At 69.2% G+C, this 15,217-nt stretch carries 20 protein-coding genes; 4 read left to right on the forward strand and 16 right to left on the reverse strand.

Going from position 1 to position 15,217, the window contains the following annotated elements; all coding sequences use genetic code 11:
• Positions 1-49: 49 nt before the first annotated feature.
• From dprA to ACLBWJ_RS02075, 8 genes are all read right to left on the reverse strand, one after another.
• A complete protein-coding gene (dprA, locus tag ACLBWJ_RS02040; RefSeq protein WP_274177810.1) occupies positions 50-1,231 on the reverse strand; it encodes a DNA-processing protein DprA in 1,182 nt (393 codons plus the stop codon).
• The gene (locus ACLBWJ_RS02045) at positions 1,228-2,775 is read right to left on the reverse strand and encodes a YifB family Mg chelatase-like AAA ATPase (RefSeq protein WP_447659645.1); all 1,548 of its coding nucleotides are present in this window, start codon (positions 2,773-2,775) and stop codon (positions 1,228-1,230) included. Before ACLBWJ_RS02045 ends, dprA begins: the two co-directional genes overlap by 4 nt.
• On the reverse strand, positions 2,772-3,134 hold the full coding sequence (locus ACLBWJ_RS02050) for a YraN family protein (protein ID WP_447659646.1): 363 nt from the start codon (positions 3,132-3,134) through the stop codon (positions 2,772-2,774). Before ACLBWJ_RS02050 ends, ACLBWJ_RS02045 begins: the two co-directional genes overlap by 4 nt.
• A 90-nt stretch (positions 3,135-3,224) precedes the next feature.
• Positions 3,225-3,548, reverse strand: coding sequence for a DUF2469 family protein (locus ACLBWJ_RS02055; RefSeq protein WP_023950963.1), 324 nt, complete (start codon positions 3,546-3,548; stop codon positions 3,225-3,227).
• Positions 3,549-3,611: 63 nt separating this feature from the next.
• Positions 3,612-4,271 carry a ribonuclease HII gene (locus ACLBWJ_RS02060; RefSeq protein ID WP_447659647.1) on the reverse strand — a complete coding sequence of 220 codons (660 nt, stop codon included), beginning with the start codon at positions 4,269-4,271 and terminating at the stop codon, positions 3,612-3,614.
• A complete protein-coding gene (lepB, locus tag ACLBWJ_RS02065) occupies positions 4,268-5,011 on the reverse strand; it encodes a signal peptidase I (RefSeq protein ID WP_114589341.1) in 744 nt (247 codons plus the stop codon). Before lepB ends, ACLBWJ_RS02060 begins: the two co-directional genes overlap by 4 nt.
• A gap of 141 nt (positions 5,012-5,152) precedes the next feature.
• The gene (rplS, locus tag ACLBWJ_RS02070; RefSeq protein WP_023950969.1) at positions 5,153-5,500 is read right to left on the reverse strand and encodes a 50S ribosomal protein L19; all 348 of its coding nucleotides are present in this window, start codon (positions 5,498-5,500) and stop codon (positions 5,153-5,155) included.
• 155 nt (positions 5,501-5,655) lie between these two features.
• Positions 5,656-6,150 (reverse strand): MFS transporter permease, encoded by a 495-nt coding sequence (locus tag ACLBWJ_RS02075; RefSeq protein WP_114589340.1) that lies wholly within the window; start codon positions 6,148-6,150, stop codon positions 5,656-5,658.
• Positions 6,151-6,202: 52 nt separating this feature from the next.
• Here ACLBWJ_RS02075 and map point away from each other — a divergent pair, with 52 nt between their 5' ends.
• The gene (map, locus tag ACLBWJ_RS02080; protein WP_112614490.1) at positions 6,203-6,985 is read left to right on the forward strand and encodes a type I methionyl aminopeptidase; all 783 of its coding nucleotides are present in this window, start codon (positions 6,203-6,205) and stop codon (positions 6,983-6,985) included.
• 38 nt (positions 6,986-7,023) lie between these two features.
• Here map and trmD read toward each other — a convergent pair whose 3' ends face one another.
• Genes trmD through rpsP form a run of 4 tightly spaced genes read right to left on the reverse strand, consistent with a single transcriptional unit; the run spans position 7,024 to position 9,006 of the window.
• Positions 7,024-7,725, reverse strand: a complete 702-nt coding sequence (trmD, locus tag ACLBWJ_RS02085; RefSeq protein ID WP_274177808.1) for a tRNA (guanosine(37)-N1)-methyltransferase TrmD — start codon at positions 7,723-7,725, stop codon at positions 7,024-7,026.
• Between the two features lies 1 nt (position 7,726).
• Positions 7,727-8,344 (reverse strand): ribosome maturation factor RimM, encoded by a 618-nt coding sequence (gene rimM / locus ACLBWJ_RS02090; RefSeq protein ID WP_274177807.1) that lies wholly within the window; start codon positions 8,342-8,344, stop codon positions 7,727-7,729.
• A 1-nt stretch (position 8,345) separates the two neighbouring features.
• A complete protein-coding gene (locus ACLBWJ_RS02095; RefSeq protein ID WP_023950977.1) occupies positions 8,346-8,576 on the reverse strand; it encodes an RNA-binding protein in 231 nt (76 codons plus the stop codon).
• A 4-nt stretch (positions 8,577-8,580) separates the two neighbouring features.
• Entirely contained in the window at positions 8,581-9,006 is a 426-nt protein-coding gene (gene rpsP / locus ACLBWJ_RS02100; protein WP_323987618.1) for a 30S ribosomal protein S16, read from the reverse strand.
• A 183-nt stretch (positions 9,007-9,189) separates the two neighbouring features.
• Here rpsP and ACLBWJ_RS02105 point away from each other — a divergent pair, with 183 nt between their 5' ends.
• Entirely contained in the window at positions 9,190-10,359 is a 1,170-nt protein-coding gene (locus ACLBWJ_RS02105; protein ID WP_112614484.1) for a glutamate--cysteine ligase, read from the forward strand.
• A 15-nt stretch (positions 10,360-10,374) separates the two neighbouring features.
• On the opposite strand, the gene ffh is transcribed toward ACLBWJ_RS02105, so the two are convergent.
• On the reverse strand, positions 10,375-11,928 hold the full coding sequence (gene ffh / locus ACLBWJ_RS02110) for a signal recognition particle protein (RefSeq protein WP_094261654.1): 1,554 nt from the start codon (positions 11,926-11,928) through the stop codon (positions 10,375-10,377).
• 33 nt (positions 11,929-11,961) lie between these two features.
• Complete coding sequence (locus tag ACLBWJ_RS02115; protein WP_282502517.1) at positions 11,962-12,528, reverse strand: TetR/AcrR family transcriptional regulator; 567 nt, start codon at positions 12,526-12,528, stop codon at positions 11,962-11,964.
• A gap of 57 nt (positions 12,529-12,585) precedes the next feature.
• Here ACLBWJ_RS02115 and lipB point away from each other — a divergent pair, with 57 nt between their 5' ends.
• Positions 12,586-13,224 carry a lipoyl(octanoyl) transferase LipB gene (lipB, locus tag ACLBWJ_RS02120; RefSeq protein WP_274177804.1) on the forward strand — a complete coding sequence of 213 codons (639 nt, stop codon included), beginning with the start codon at positions 12,586-12,588 and terminating at the stop codon, positions 13,222-13,224.
• The gene (lipA, locus tag ACLBWJ_RS02125) at positions 13,221-14,243 is read left to right on the forward strand and encodes a lipoyl synthase (protein WP_407667133.1); all 1,023 of its coding nucleotides are present in this window, start codon (positions 13,221-13,223) and stop codon (positions 14,241-14,243) included. Before lipB ends, lipA begins: the two co-directional genes overlap by 4 nt.
• 26 nt (positions 14,244-14,269) lie before the next feature.
• On the opposite strand, the gene ACLBWJ_RS02130 is transcribed toward lipA, so the two are convergent.
• Complete coding sequence (locus ACLBWJ_RS02130; protein ID WP_112614476.1) at positions 14,270-14,713, reverse strand: MSMEG_6728 family protein; 444 nt, start codon at positions 14,711-14,713, stop codon at positions 14,270-14,272.
• A gap of 1 nt (position 14,714) precedes the next feature.
• Positions 14,715-15,215, reverse strand: a complete 501-nt coding sequence (locus ACLBWJ_RS02135) for a DUF2004 domain-containing protein (protein ID WP_023950989.1) — start codon at positions 15,213-15,215, stop codon at positions 14,715-14,717.
• Positions 15,216-15,217 lie beyond the last annotated feature (2 nt).

Raw genomic sequence — 15,217 nt, forward strand, 5'->3', positions numbered from 1 at the left:
ATGACCGATCCGCAGGCACCGCCGGGCCAGGCTCGCGGGACGCCAGCCGTCAACTGCCCGCTCGACGCCACCCGCGTTCGTCGGACACGACTCGACCATCGAGCTCCAGGAGTCCCAGCCAGGCGCTCACTTCCTCGCCGGCCACGCCGGAGCGCCGAGCGATCTCTGCGACATCCCGGGGCGCTCGTGTGCTCAGCGCGTCGAGCACCCTGGTCGCATCGTCCGTACGGCCGTCGCTGTCGAGAGCCGCGGGAGGCCCGGGCTCCTTCGACCACCCGAGCAACTCCCGGACGTCGTCCGCGCTCGTGATGCACCGACCGTCGTACTCGCGGAGGATCCGGTGGCATCCTGCCGACGCCGCAGAGGTGACCGGCCCCGGTACCGCACCGAGGGCCCGCCCGAGCGCCGCTGCGTGGCCCGCGGTGTTCAACGAACCCGACCGCCACCCCGCCTCGACCACCACGGTGGCATCGGAGAGCGCGGCGATGACCCGATTGCGCTGCAGAAAACGCCACTTTGTCGGCGCCGTGCCGCACGGCACCTCGCTCACGACCACACCACGGCGCGACACCTCCGTCAGCAGGCCGGCATGGCCCGACGGGTACGCCTTATCGACGCCCCCCGCGAGCACGGCGATCGTGCTGCCGCCGACCGCGAGGCAGGCTCGATGCGCCGCAGCGTCGATCCCGACGGCGGCCCCGGACACGATCGTCACCCCCGCGACGCCCAGTTCTCCCGCGATCTCCCCCGCGACCTGCACACCGTACGCGGTCGCCGCGCGCGCTCCGACGAGCGCAACCGCCGCAGCTGGCGCCGCGAGAGCGTCTGCCCGTCCTCTGGCCCACAGCGCGACCGGGGCATGGATGCCGAGTTCCTCGACCCTCTCCGGCCAGGCGGGATCACCCGGCACGATGAGCCGTACCCCGACCCGCTTCGCCCGCTCGATCGCGTAGGAGTGGTCGTCCTGCCGCGGACGCCACCGGGCACAGGCGCGGCGCCAGTCCCGCACCTCGAGGCCGAGCTCCGCCGGGGGTGTGTCGTCTCGCAGCGCGCACTCGAGGGCGCGGAACGCCCCCAGCCGCTGTATTGCGAGCCCGGCGATGCCGTCTCCGGGCTCGGCCAGCACCGACCATCGGGCTCGCCCCCAGCGCTCGCGACCGCTCTCGGGATCCACGAGGCCGTCCGCGGGCACGAGCCCCGCCAACGCACTGCGCACCTCGTCGTCGCTCACTGCTGGAGCCCCTTCTTCAGGAACAGCGCGCGCCCGACGTCACCCGCGGTCAGCCGCTCGCGACCCGCGAGGTCGGCCACCGACCATGCCACCCGCAACACCCGGTCGTAGCCACGCAGGGTGAGCGCTCCGCGCTGGAGAGCCGCGTCGAGCGGAGCACGAACGCGCGGTTCGGGAGCGAGCGGTCCATCCCGCAGCCACGCGCCCGAGACAGCGGCGTTCGATCGCCACGGGGTCTCCGCCAATCGCAGAGCGGCACGCGACCGCGCGGCCGCGACCTGCTCGCGCGCGGTCGCCGTCGTCGTCTGCGCAGGACCGCGCGCCGTCAGGTCGGCGAGCGACACCCGCGAAAGCGAGAGCTCGATGTCGATGCGGTCCAGCAGCGGGCCCGAGAGCCGGCCGAGATAGCGGCGGATCGCGAGGGATGGGCACGAGCAATTGCCGCCACGGACGCCGTATTGTCCGCACGGGCAGGGGTTCGTGGCCAGCACCAGCTGGAACCTCGCCGGCAGAGTTGCCCGGAATCCCGCCCGGTGGATGTCGATCGACCCCGCCTCGAGTGGCTGACGAAGAGAGTCCAGCGCGTGCGCGCTGTACTCACCGGCCTCGTCGAGAAACAGGACGCCCCCGCTCGCCCGAGCGATCGCCCCCGGTCGCAGCGACCTGCTGCCACCGCCCACCAGCGCCGCGACGCTCACGCTGTGATGCGGCGCCTCGAACGGAGGAACTCTGCTCAGGCTGTCGACGACGGTGCCCGACAGCGAGCGAATCGATGCGACTTGCAGCGCGGTCTCGTCGCCGAGCGGGGGCAGGATCCCCGGCAGGCGACGTGCAAGCATGGTCTTCCCGGCACCGGGCGGACCGCTCATGAGCAGATGGTGGCCGCCGGCCGCCGCGACGACGAGCGCATCGATCGCCTCCTCCTGCCCTCGGATGTCCGAGAGATCGTCGACAGGCAGCCCGTCGCCGTCATGCTCCCCATCATCGGCGGGAACCGGCACCTCGGGTACCGCCTCGTCATCACCGTCGATCTCGAGCCCGTGCCAGCGCGCGACGCCCGCGAGGGTGCGGCATCCGACGACGCGGACCCCGTCGACGAGAGCGGCTTCTGCTCGGCAGGCCTCGGGGACGATGACCGTCCGCTTCCCCGCGCGCGCTGCGGCGATGACTGCGGGGAGAACTCCCGGTACCGGCCGCAGCCGCCCGTCGAGGCCCAGCTCGCCGATGTGGACGGTGTCGGCGAGCGACGTCGGGTCCATCGGGAGCTCCGTCGCGAGCGCCGCGACGGCGATGGCGACATCGAAGCCAGCTCCCTGCTTCGGAAGGCTCGCCGGTGAGAGATTGACCGTCACACGACGTCGTGACAGCGGCAGCCCGCTGTTCTGACAGGCGTTGTGCACCCGCTGCTGTGCCTCGGCGAGGGCTCGGTCGGCGAGTCCGACGATGCGGAACGCGGGCGTCTGGTTCGACAGGTCGGCCTCGACTTCCACGAGGTCACCGGCGAGCCCGGTGAGTGAGACCGCCCAGGTACGCCCGAGGCTCACCGCAGGTCCTCGACGTGCTCGAGCACCGCCGTATCGACGTCGTCGCCGGTGATACCGATGACGTCGAGACGGACCCGGCGCCCGCGCCCCCCCCCCGGGTGCGCGGCGATCCAGGCGCAGGCGAGCCGCCACAACCGGTCCTTCTTGCGTTCGTCCACCGCCTCGAACGGATGCCCGTACGCCGCGGTCCGCCGGGTCTTGACCTCGACGATGACGAGTTCGTCGCGCGATACGGCGACGATGTCGATCTCGCCCTGCCGATCGCGCCAGTTTCGATCCAGGATGTCGTACCCGAGGCGGGTCAGGTGCCGCGCGGCCCGCTCTTCACCGGCGCGGCCCCGGTCGTCTTTCGCTGCCATATGAGCACTCTCGCGCGGCGGCCGACGGCCCCGGGGTCACGGCTGCGCGGCCGTGCAGAACCGGCTCGACGACGGTCCTGGGGAGGAGCGTCAGCTGTCGAGCGAGAGCTCGTCGGGGAGCTCGAAGTCGCGGCGCTGGAGCTCCTCGACGTTGACGTCCTTGAACGTCAGTACACGCACGGACTTCACGAAACGGTCGGCGCGATAGATGTCCCAGACCCACACGTCGTTCATCGTCAGCTCGAAGTAGAAGTCGTGCTCGGTGTCGCGCCGAACGACGTTGACGTCGTTCGCGAGGTAGAAGCGACGCTCGGTCTCGATCACGTACTGGAACTGCGACACGACGTCGCGGTACTCCTTGTAGAGCGCCAACTCCAGCTCGCGGTCATAGTCTTCGAAGACTTCGTCATCCATGGTGCTTCCATCCTAGGCGGCGGCAGCACGGCGTTCTCGTCCCCGCGACCCCGCCCACCGAAGTCAGAACAGCGTCGGCGCGTCGGCGATCGCCCAGGACGCCCGGTGATGCCGTGACAGCCCGTGCTCCCGGATCGCGGCCCGGTGGAGCGCGCTGGCGTAACCCTTGTTCCGTGCCCACTCGTACATCGGCGTCTCGTCGTGCAGCTCGGTCATGTGGGCATCGCGCGCCACCTTCGCGATGACCGACGCCGCCGCGGCACTGGCGCAGTCACGGTCCGCCTTGATGATCGTCCGCACCGTCATGCCCGGTCCGGCCATCGGACTGACATAGTCGTGATTGCCGTCCAGGATGACGACGGTCTCAGCAGCGAAGGGATCCGCGACGCCGAGACCCTGGATCGCGCGAACAGCGGCCAGGCCGAGCGCCCGCATGATCCCCATCTCGTCGATCTCACCCGGCGTGGCCGACCCCACCGCCGAGGCCACGACCCAGTCGGCTGCTCGCAGCGCCAGCTCTGGTCGGCGAAGCTCGGTCACGAGCTTCGAGTCACGAAGCCCCTCGGGAACGCGACGACGCGCGCAGCGTGCGTCGAGCACGGCGGCACCGACCGACACCGGGCCCGCCAACGCGCCCCGCCCGACCTCGTCGAGAGCGATGACGAAATCGTACTCGCGCAGCAGCCGCCGTTCGACGGTCAGCCGGGGCGCGACGACGGTCATCGTCCTTCGGGCGCGGGGACCCCCGCGAAGACGTCGTGGTGGAAGTCGATGAGGCCGAAGCGGTCGAGGGGCCAGGTGATGAGGAAAGCTCGTCCCACGACGTTGTCGAGCGGGACGAAGCCCTGCGAGGGCTGGTCGCGGTTGTAGCGCGAGTCCCGCGAGTGATCACGGTTGTCGCCGAGCACCCAGAGCGAGTTCTCGGGCACCGTCACGTCGAACGGAACCTCTTGCGGGGCCGACTGGCCGTCCGCGAGCGAGACGTACGAGGATTCGTCGATGGGAACGTCGTTCACCGTGATCTGGCCGACGGCGTTGCAGCACACGACATGGTCACCCGGCATCCCGATGATCCGCTTGATGAGGTGGTCCTTGCTGTCGGGAGCCGACAGTCCGACGACGGAGAGCACCCAGTCCATGCCCTCGACGAGCGGCGGACGGGCCTGCTCGACGGTGGGAGGCAGCCACCCTCCGGGATCGCGGAAGACGACGACGTCACCCCGCGCGTAGCCGCCGAACCGGGGCGTGAGCTGGTCGACGAGGATCCGGTCGTCCTTCAGCAGCGTCCGTTCCATGGATCCGGATGGGATGTAGAACGAACGGACGAGGAAAGTCTTGACCAGAAACGACACCGCGAGAGCGATGGCGACGATCACGAGGATGTCGCGAAGAAGCAGGCCGAGGCGACGTGATCGTGAACGCGCGGGCTTCGGCGCCTGCGCGGCAAGGTCATCGGTGGTCATTCATCGCCTCTCATCCGACTCGCCCGCCGGGGAGCCCTACCCAGGGTCGCACATTCCGCGACCATCGCCGGTCACCGCGCAGCGGAGACGACGGATGCCCCGAGCCTGAGCCCGGGGCATCCAGAGAATGCGTCGCTGCGATCAGCGGTCGCGCTTCTCCTTGATCTTCGCCTTCTTGCCGCGCAGGTTGCGCAGGTAGTACAGCTTCGCGCGACGGACGTCACCGCGCGTGACGACCTCGATGTGGTCGATCACGGGGCTGTGGACGGGGAACGTACGCTCGACGCCGACCTGGAAGCTGATCTTCCGGACGGTGAAGGTCTCGCGCACGCCGTCGCCCGAGCGGCCGATGACGACGCCCTGGAAGACCTGGATACGCGAGCGGTTGCCCTCGGTGATGTTGACGTGCACCTTGACGGTGTCGCCGGGGGCGAATGCGGGGATGTCGCTGCGCAGCGATGCTGCGTCGACGGAGTCGAGGATCTGCATGATCTGTTCTTCCTGCGACCGCCTCAGGTCGACCACGAGAGAGTTGAATAAGGATGCGGTGCCCCGGGCGCCCGCCGGGCGCCGCTCCCCTGAGGCAGAGATCTATCAGGGCACAAGCGTTCATTGTGCCATGCCGGGCCCTGCTGACCAAAACGTCAGCCGTCGCTGCGCCGGACCTCTTCGATGATCACGACCTTCTCGTCGGCACGTCGTTCGGACGTCGGTCGCATCGCTTCACGCAGGTACGCCGGATCCGTGGCGACGGAGAACAGCGAGACGGGCCGCGCTTCCCGGAAGAGCTGCCAGAGCGACACCCAGAAGACGGCGAGGAACGCCGCGACCGCGGCGAAGAGCAGCGGCCAGAAGGCGCCCTCGGGGTAGAACCCGATGACGATGATGAGCGCGTGCCACACCGTGAACACGAGGACGTCCCACCACGACAGCATCCGCGAGTGCCGAACGGTGCCGCGTGCCCGCACCAGCAGTGTCGTCACGAGCTGACCGATCAGCACCGCCGGGACCGCGATGAACAGGACCCAAAGGAACACCCAGCCGCTCGCACCCGAGATCGCCCAGCCCACGACGAGCCACAGCGGCAGCGCCAGGGCCGCGGGAAGGAGCCAATGGAAGAGCGCGCGTCGCAGCCACATGCTCCCGATGCTACGCCGGTCCGGCAGGATAGAAGCTGAAGAGAGGATCACGATGATCGAGCTGCGCACCCCTGCCGAGATCGAAGCGATGCGTCCCGCGGGACGCTTCGTGGCCGAGACGCTGGCGACCCTTCGAGACGAGACGAAGGTCGGCACGAACCTCCTCGCGATCGATCGGCGCGCGCACGAGCTCATCCGCCGCGCCGGCGCTGAATCCTGCTACATCGACTACCACCCGTCGTTCGGAGCCAGCCCGTTCGGCAAAGTGATCTGCACGTCGATCAACGACGCGGTCCTGCACGGGCTCCCCCACGACTACGCCTTGCGCGACGGCGATCTCGTCACGCTCGACTTCGCGGTCTCGGTCGACGGCTGGGTGGCCGACTCGGCCGTGTCGTTCGTCGTGGGAACGCCGCGAGACGAAGATCTCGCCCTCATCGACACCACCGAGCGCGCTCTCGATGCAGCAATCGGAGCCGCCGTGGTCGGCAACAAGATCGGCGACATCTCGCACGCCGTCGCGACGGTCGCCCGGGCCGACGGGCTGTCGATCAACACCGACTTCGGCGGCCACGGCGTCGGCCGGGAGATGCACGGCGACCCGCACGTCCCCAACGACGGCAAGCCCGGCCGCGGCTACCCGCTGCGCGCCGGCCTCGTGGTCGCGCTCGAGCCCTGGTTCCTGCAGAGCACCGACAAGCTGGTCACGGATGCCGACGGATGGACCCTCCGCAGCGCCGACGGGTCCCGCGGTGCGCACTCCGAGCACACCGTGGCCATCACTGCGGACGGTCCGGTCATCCTCACCGACCGGTCGTTCCTCGGCGTCGACTGACGTGTGCCCTGGGCCGGTCCGTCGTCGCGGCGGCCGGCTCAGGCCTCGAGGTCTCGGGGCAACAGGTCCGGACGGCGCTCGCGCGTCCGCTCGACCCGCTGAGCGTGCCGCCACTCCGCGACGCGGCCGTGGTGCCCGCTGAGCAGGACGGCCGGCACCTCGTGGCCACGCCAGGATGCGGGCTTGGTGTAGGAGGGGTACTCGAGCAGCCCGTCTTCGTGCGACTCCTCGACGAGGCTCTCGGGGTTGCCGACCACACCGGGAATGAGGCGGCCGATCGCTTCGATCATCGCCATCGAGGCGACCTCTCCCCCGTTGAGGACGTAGTCGCCAAGGCTCATGAGCCGGACGTCGCCGAGCGTCGCCGCGTATGCGAAGACGCGCTCGTCGATCCCCTCGTAGCGGCCACAGCCGAAGACGAGGTGCGACGCTTCGCTCAGCTCGCGAGCGGTGCCCTGCGAGAACCGCTCGCCGGCAGGCGAAGGAAAGATGAACGTCGGCCGGTCGCCCGCGTCCGCGACGATCGCATCCAGCGCGAGCCCCCACGGCTCGGGCTTCATCACCATGCCGGCGCCGCCGCCGTACGGGGTGTCGTCGACGGTGCGGTGCCGATCGGTGGTGTAGTCCCGCAGATCGTGGACGCGGACATCGAGGAGGCCGGCGCCTCGCGCCTTGCCGAGAAGCGAGACCTCGAGGACGTCGAAGAACGCGGGGAAGATCGTGACGACGTCGACGCGCACGTCAGTCCTCGGAGGAGGCGCTGTCGCCGTCTTCCACGGAACCAGCTTCCGCGGGGTCGTCGGACTCATCAGCGGGCAGGTCTTCGAACAGTCCCGCCGGCGGAGTCACGATGACACGACCCCCTGCGACATCCACCTCGGGCACGATCGCCTTGACGAACGGTACGAGGATCTCGGTGTCGTCGCCGTCGCGCTGGACGATGAGGAGGTCCTGCGCGGGGAGATGATCGACTCGTGCGATGCGTCCGACCCGCTCGCCGTCACGCACAACGTCGAGGCCGACGAGCTGGTGATCGAACCAGGCGTCGTCCTCGGCCGTGGCGTCGCCGTCCTGGTCGACCCAGAGGATGGCCTTGACGAGGCTCTCGGCGGCATCGCGGTCGTTGACGTCTTCGAGGAAGAGGACGGGGTGCGAGTTCATCCACCGGAACTCTCGGACGGTCACGGACTTGCCGTGCCAGGGAGACGCCTCGGGGACCTGCAACGTGAACGTCGCGCCCGGCACGAAGCGGCCGTCGGGATCATCGGTGTACAGCTCGAGCTTGAGTGCGCCCTTGAGGCCGTGCGCCTTGACGAGGCGCCCGACGCGCAGCTGAGTGCGAGCGGGGTCGGCGGCCATGTCAGTCGTCCGCGACGTCGACGCGAACGCGCGTGCCGTCGGCAAGCGCGGAGATCAGCGCGCGCAGCGCCTTGGCGGTGCGTCCGCCGCGCCCGATCACCCGTCCCCGGTCGTCGGGGTGCACGCGCACCTCGAGGACCTCGCCGCGGGGCGACGAGGAGGAACGGATGACGACGTCGTCGGGGTGATCGACGATCCCCTTGACGACGTGCTCGAGCGCGGCGGACAGCAACGGATTACTCCGCGTCGGTCGCGTCGGCGGCGGGAGCCTCGTCGGCGGGAGCCTCAGCGGCGGGCTCCTCGGCCTTCTTGGCGGCCTGCGGCTTGATGACCGACTTCTTCGACGCGTCAGCGACGAACTCGCCCTTGGCCTCGGCCGTGCGAACGGTCGAGACGGCGTTCCTGTCGCCCTTGAACTTGCCCCAGTCGCCCGTGAGCTTGAGCAGAGCGGTGACCTGCTCGGTCGGCTGAGCGCCGACGGACAGCCAGTACTGGGCGCGGTCGGAGTCGACCTTGATGATCGAGGGCTCCTCGGTCGGGTGGTACTGACCGATCTCCTCGATCACGCGGCCGTCGCGCTTGGTGCGCGAGTCGGCGACGACGATGCGGTAGTAGGGCGCGCGGATCTTGCCGAGGCGCTTGAGACGGATCTTGACAGCCACAATTCTCCTGAGTGGTGTGATGTGAAGTGAACGTCGCCTGGAGCGTGGGGTGCACACCCGGCGGGAGCTCTGAGGGTGGACCTTCCCGCCGGATAGAGGGTCGAGCGAGCGGTCCAACCGTCTATTTTGCCAGATGATGACGGTCGTCGCGAACCGCACCGCACCGCGTGTCAGACTGAGCGCATGACGGTCCCCTTCGCCACGTCTGCCCGTTCCTCCGTGGGGCTCGAGTGGGAGTTGATGCTCGCCGACCGCGACACCGGGGATCTGGCGCCCCGAGCGCCGGAGGTGCTCGCCGAAGTCGAGGAATCCTCCGCGCTCGAGCGCTACACGATCACGGGCGAGCTGCTGACGAACACCATCGAGGTGACCAGCGGTGTCGGCGACACCGTCGCCGCGGCGGTCGACGACATCGACGACGCGATCCAGCGGGTGCGCGAGTTCGCGGCACCGCGCGGTCTTGAGATGCTCTGCGCCGGCAGCCACCCCTTCGCCCGGTGGTACGAGCAGCAGATCACCGACAAGACCCGCTATCACAAGCTCATCGAACGCACCCAGTGGTGGGGCCGGAACATGATGATCTGGGGCATCCACATCCATGTGGGTGTCGAGGACGTGAACAAGGTGTTCCCGCTCATCAACGCGCTGTCGCTCTACCTCCCCCACCTGCAAGCCCTGTCGGCGTCGAGCCCGTTCTGGGCCGGCGACCGCACCGGGTACGCATCCAATCGCGCCCTCGTCTTCCAGCAGCTGCCCACCGCCGGCCTGCCCTGGAGTTTCACGCAGTGGAGCGACTTCGAGAACTACCTCGACGGCATGGTCCGCACGGGCGTCATGGAGGACGCGTCGGAGGTGCGTTGGGACATCCGCCCCGCGCCGAAGTGGGGAACGATCGAGATCCGCGCCTGCGACGGGATGTCGACGCTTCCCGAGCTCGCGGCCGTGGCATCCCTCGTCCAGGTGCTCACCGAGCACCTCTCGCGACAGCTCGACGAGGGGCGCGAGCTCCCGACGATCCCCCCGTGGTTCGTGCGGGAGAACAAGTGGCGCGCCGCCCGGTACGGGCTGGACGCGCGTCTGATCGTCGACGCCGATGGCACGCAGCGACACGTCGCCGATCACCTCCGCGACACGATGGCCGAGCTCGAGCCGATCGCCGAGGAGCTGCACTGCGCACGCGAGTTCCGCGGGCTGAACACGATCCTCGATCAAGGGGCGAGCTACCTCCGGCAGACACGCGTCGCGGATGCGGCCGACGGGGACCTGCGCGAGGTCGTCCAGCACCTGATCCGCGAGTTCCGCGACGGCCCCACGCTGCGCCAGCACCTGGCGCAGCCGGACGTCGGCCGCTGATTCAGGGCGGCTGACTCAGCCCTTGCCGAAGAGCTTCTGGATCTCGGCGAGGTCGGCCTCGCTCGGCTGAGCCTGACCGCCGGCTCCGAGACCGAAGCCCGAACCGGTCGGCGCCGTCGCGGTCGCGAGGCCGGCGTTCTCTGCGGCCCGCTTCGCCGGGTTGCCCGAACGCGAACCGCCCTTGTTCTTGGCCTGCTTGCCGCGCTTGCTCGAGGCGCCGGGCTTGCCGCCCATCGGCCCCATGCCGGGGATGTTGGGAACGCCACCGCGAGCGACCGTCTTCATCATCTTCGCCGCCTGCTCGAAGCGCTGCACGAGCTGGTTGACATCGGTCACCGTCATCCCCGAACCGCGGGCGATGCGCAGGCGGCGCGAGCCGTTGAGGACCTTCGGGTTGCGACGCTCGGCCGGCGTCATCGACCGGATGATCGCCTCGGTGCGGTCGATCTCGCGCTCGTCGAACTGCTCGAGCTGCTGCTTCATCTGCCCCATACCCGGCAGCATGCCGAGCATCTTCTTCATCGACCCCATCTTCTTCATCTGCTGAAGCTGGTCGAGGAAGTCCTCGAGCGTGAACTGCTCCTTCGCGAGCTTCTCGGCGACCGCGAGGGCCTCCTGCTCGTCGAACGCCTGCTGTGCCTGCTCGATCAGGGTGAGGATGTCGCCGAGGTCGAGGATGCGGCTGGCCATGCGGTCCGGGTGGAAGGGCTCGAGGTCGTCGAGGCCCTCACCCGTGGACGCGAAGATGATCGGCCGCTGGGTGACCGAGGCGACCGAGAGCGCAGCACCACCGCGTGCGTCGCCGTCGAGCTTGGAGAGGACGACACCGGTGAAGTCGACGCCTTCCTGGAACGCCTTCGCGGTGTTTACCGCGTCCTGACCGATCATCGCATCGATGACGAAGAGCACCTCGTCGGGATCGGTGGCCTTGCGGATCGAGGCGGCCTGCTTCATGAGCTCCGCATCGACGCCGAGGCGTCCCGCGGTGTCGATGATGACGACATCGTGCTGCTGGCGGCGTGCGTGCTCGACACCGTCACGCGCGACTCGCACGGGGTCGCCGACTCCGTTGCCGGGCTCGGGCGCGTAGATGGCGGCGCCGGCACGCTCGGCCACGACCTGGAGCTGGTTCACGGCGTTCGGCCGCTGGAGGTCGCACGCGACCAGAAGGGGGGTGTGGCCGTCCTTCTCGAGCTGCTTCGCGAGCTTGCCGGCGAACGTGGTCTTACCCGAGCCCTGGAGGCCCGCGAGCATGATGACGGTGGGCGGGTTCTTCGCGAACTGCAGTCGCCGCTGCTCGCCGCCGAGGATGCCCACGAGCTCCTCGTTGACGATCTGAACCACCTGCTGCGCAGGGTTCAGCGCACGGTTCACCTCATCGCCGAGCGCGCGCTCACGCACCTTGGCGGTGAACTCCTTGACCACCGCGAGGGCGACGTCGGCGTCGAGAAGCGCGCGGCGGATCTCACGGACGGTCTGGTCGACGTCAGCCGCCGAGAGCTTTCCCTTGGTGCGGAGATTCCGGAAGGTCTCGGTAAGACGGTCGGAGAGCGTGCCGAAAGTTGCCATGATCCCTCGATTCTATGCGAGCAGCCGACCCGGTCAGTGCCCCCGGACGATCGCGATCGCTCGGACCATCTCGTGCGCCAGATCCGTCCGACCCGCTCCCCCGCGCGCCCAGGAGCGGACGGCTCCGAGCACAGCACCGCCCCAGGCGGCACCGAGGATGTCGGCTTCGAGCCGTTCCGTCCCCGACCCGTGCAGGGCCGCGGCGACGGCTCTAGCGATGCGAGCGGCCCGCAGTGCGGCATCTCGCGCGAGCTCGTCGGACAGCCCCATCGCGACATCGTTCACGATCGCGAGCGCCAACGCATCGGGGGCGAAGCCGCGGGCGAGCTCCGCCACCGCGGACGCGACGTCGTCGACGCCGCCGGCGCGCCGCAGACCGAGCTCGAGCACGCTGATCCGCTCGTCGAGTCCGGCCCACAGGACGGCCGACTTCGACGAGAAGTAGTTGAAGAAGCTCGAACGGCTGACACCGGCGCGTCGGGTGATGTCGGCGACCGTCGTCGCCTCATAACCGCGCTCGAGGAAGAGCTCGCAGGCGGCCTCCGCGAGGGTCTCGCGGGACGATACGCGAGGCCGGCCGGCGCGGCTGGAAGACGTCACCAGGACAGCCTAGGCGTGTCGTATTGTTGGACGCGGTCCAGTATTCGAGGAGGAACCGTGCTCGATGTCCGCGTCGTGGGGCTCGCCCCCGCCGTCGTCCCCTACGCAGAAGGCTGGGAGCTGCAGCGCCGCGTCCACGATGCCGTCGTGGCCGGTGGTCCCGACACGCTGCTCCTGCTCGAGCACGAGCCGGTGTTCACCGCGGGCGCACGTACCGAGCCCGGCGAGCGACCGACAGACGGCACCGCCGTCGTCGACGTCGACCGCGGTGGCAAGATCACCTGGCACGGACCGGGCCAGCTGGTGGGGTATCCGATTCTGCGTCTGCCGGAGCCGGTGGACGTGGTCTCGCACGTGCGGCGGCTCGAGCGGATGCTCATCGACGTCGTCGCCGACCTGGGCGTCGCGGCCCGTCAAGTGACGGGCCGAAGCGGCGTCTGGGTGAGTCAGGACGGCCGAGACGCGAAGATCGCGGCCATCGGTGTGCGGGTTCAGCGCGGCGTGACGATGCACGGCTTCGCCCTCAATTGCGACAACGACCTCGCACCGTTCCAGCAGATCATCCCGTGCGGCATCGCCGATGCCGGCGTCGCTTCCCTCTCGACAGTGCTGGGCAGAAGCGTCTCCCCCGCGGATGTGGTGGACACCGTCGCGTGTCGGTTCCGCGCCGAGTTCGAGACGGCGGCCGCAGCATGAGCGGCGGCTGCGCCGTGCCCGCCGCTCCCGCCGCGGGTGGTCCGGACGGGCGCAAGCTCCTGCGACTGGAAGTGCGCAACGCGCAGACGCCGATCGAACGCAAGCCGGAGTGGATCAAGACGAAGGCGCGGATGGGCGAGGAGTATCGCGCTCTGCATGACCTGGTCAAAGAAGAGGGACTCCACACGGTCTGCCAGGAAGCGGGATGCCCGAACATCTACGAATGCTGGGAGGACCGGGAGGCGACCTTCCTCATCGGCGGCTCGCAGTGCACACGTCGGTGCGACTTCTGCCAGATCGACACGGGCAAGCCGGCCGAATACGACACCGACGAGCCGCGCCGCGTCGCCGAGAGCGTCAGCCGGATGCAGCTGCGCTACGCGACGGTCACCGGGGTGGCGCGCGACGACCTCGCCGATGGCGGAGCCTGGCTCCACGCGGAGACGGTGCGACGGATCCACGCGGAGAACCCGGGCACGGGCGTGGAGATCCTCGCGACGGACTTCAACGGCGACGCGGCGCAGCTCGACGAGGTGTTCGCGTCACGACCCGAGGTCTTCGCACACAACGTCGAGACGGTCCCCCGCATCTTCAAGCGGATCCGGCCAGCCTTCCGTTACGAGCGCTCCCTGGGCGTGATCACGCGCGCCCGTGACGCCGGACTCATCACCAAGTCGAACCTCATCCTCGGGATGGGCGAGACGCCCGAGGAGGTCGTCCAGGCCCTCCAGGACCTCCACGACGCGGGCACCGACATCATCACGATCACGCAGTACCTCCGTCCCACGCCTCGTCACCTGCCGGTCGACCGCTGGGTCAAGCCGGAGGAGTTCGTCGGCTTCCGTGAGGAAGCGGAACGCATCGGCTTCCTCGGCGTGCTCGCCGGACCGCTCGTGCGGTCGTCCTATCGGGCCGGGCGCCTGTGGGCGCAGTCCATGACTGCCAAGGGCCGGGAGATCCCGCCCCATCTCGCGCACCTCGCCGACTCGGCCCAGTCCGGATTCGCGCAGGCCGTCTGACGGCGTGCCGGCCCGGCCGCGAGGTCTCAGGACGCGGTCGGGTCCGGCGGCCAGACATACGGCAGGTCGTCGGGAACGTCACCGAAGCGCGGCCGGTAGAACGCGGCATCCTTGCGCACGAGGTTCGAGCGGTGAGACAGGTGGAACGCCTCATCGCCCAGCCACGGCGGCATCTCGAGTTCGCTCTCGGGCATCCCGTCGACATCGGGCGCGAACTGCAACAGCTGCGGCCGGACCGTGTCCGGGCGACCGGCGGCGATCCACGCGTCCGTCATCGCGAGGCCGTACGCCGTGAGAGCGGGCAGATAGCCGCGCCACATCTTGGCGGCCGGATGGTTCCGCCATCCGTATCCCGGGACCGTGTTGGCCCGGAGCAGCTGCAGCGTCTCCACGCGCTGCTTGCCGAGCCGCGCCGTGTCGAGGGCCGCCGCCGACTGGGCGAACGAGGGATACGGCAGAAAGGTCTGCACGTCAGTCGGCGCTGGTGACCGACTGGATGCTGCCGTCGCTCGTGAGATTCACCAGGAGCACCTCTTCGGTGGAATCGGGGTCGAGCGCGTACTCGAGCACCGCGAATGGGTCCGATCCCCCGTGCTCATCGGCCAGGATCGTCATGCTGATCAGCTGCAGCGACCGGATGACGTCCATGTGGACGTCGCCCGAGATGTCCACGAGGTACGACTCGATGTCCTCTCCGAGCTCCTCCTGCTGCTGGAGGATGAACTCCGTCACCTCGCTGGTGCGGTCGTTCAGCTCGGAGACCATCGCGTTGCGAGCGGAGAGATCGATCGATTCGATCGCCGAGATCATGGCGGCGGCGACATCCAGCGCGGCAGCCGAGACGTCGTCCTGATCCGGAGCCGTCAGATCGACGGTGACCGTCTGATCGCCGATCTCGACGTGATCCGACCAGAAGATCGATCCGTCCGGCCCCGACTCGAGGAGTCCGAAGTAGTCGTGCTCGATCGCCATGT

Source organism: Microbacterium sp. M4A5_1d, assembly GCF_053345465.1.

Bases quoted from the DNA above. Each gene is read 5' to 3' on its own strand.
- ACLBWJ_RS02050 (WP_447659646.1), bottom strand. From the start codon at position 3,134: ATGGCAGCGAAAGACGACCGGGGCCGCGCCGGTGAAGAGCGGGCCGCG.
- ACLBWJ_RS02055 (WP_023950963.1), bottom strand. From the start codon at position 3,548: ATGGATGACGAAGTCTTCGAAGACTATGACCGCGAGCTGGAGTTGGCG.
- ACLBWJ_RS02060 (WP_447659647.1), bottom strand. From the start codon at position 4,271: ATGACCGTCGTCGCGCCCCGGCTGACCGTCGAACGGCGGCTGCTGCGC.
- lepB (WP_114589341.1), bottom strand. From the start codon at position 5,011: ATGACCACCGATGACCTTGCCGCGCAGGCGCCGAAGCCCGCGCGTTCA.
- rplS (WP_023950969.1), bottom strand. From the start codon at position 5,500: ATGCAGATCCTCGACTCCGTCGACGCAGCATCGCTGCGCAGCGACATC.
- ACLBWJ_RS02075 (WP_114589340.1), bottom strand. From the start codon at position 6,150: ATGTGGCTGCGACGCGCGCTCTTCCATTGGCTCCTTCCCGCGGCCCTG.
- map (WP_112614490.1), top strand. From the start codon at position 6,203: ATGATCGAGCTGCGCACCCCTGCCGAGATCGAAGCGATGCGTCCCGCG.
- rimM (WP_274177807.1), bottom strand. From the start codon at position 8,344: ATGGCCGCCGACCCCGCTCGCACTCAGCTGCGCGTCGGGCGCCTCGTC.
- ACLBWJ_RS02105 (WP_112614484.1), top strand. From the start codon at position 9,190: ATGACGGTCCCCTTCGCCACGTCTGCCCGTTCCTCCGTGGGGCTCGAG.
- ffh (WP_094261654.1), bottom strand. From the start codon at position 11,928: ATGGCAACTTTCGGCACGCTCTCCGACCGTCTTACCGAGACCTTCCGG.
- lipA (WP_407667133.1), top strand. From the start codon at position 13,221: ATGAGCGGCGGCTGCGCCGTGCCCGCCGCTCCCGCCGCGGGTGGTCCG.
- ACLBWJ_RS02135 (WP_023950989.1), bottom strand. From the start codon at position 15,215: ATGGCGATCGAGCACGACTACTTCGGACTCCTCGAGTCGGGGCCGGAC.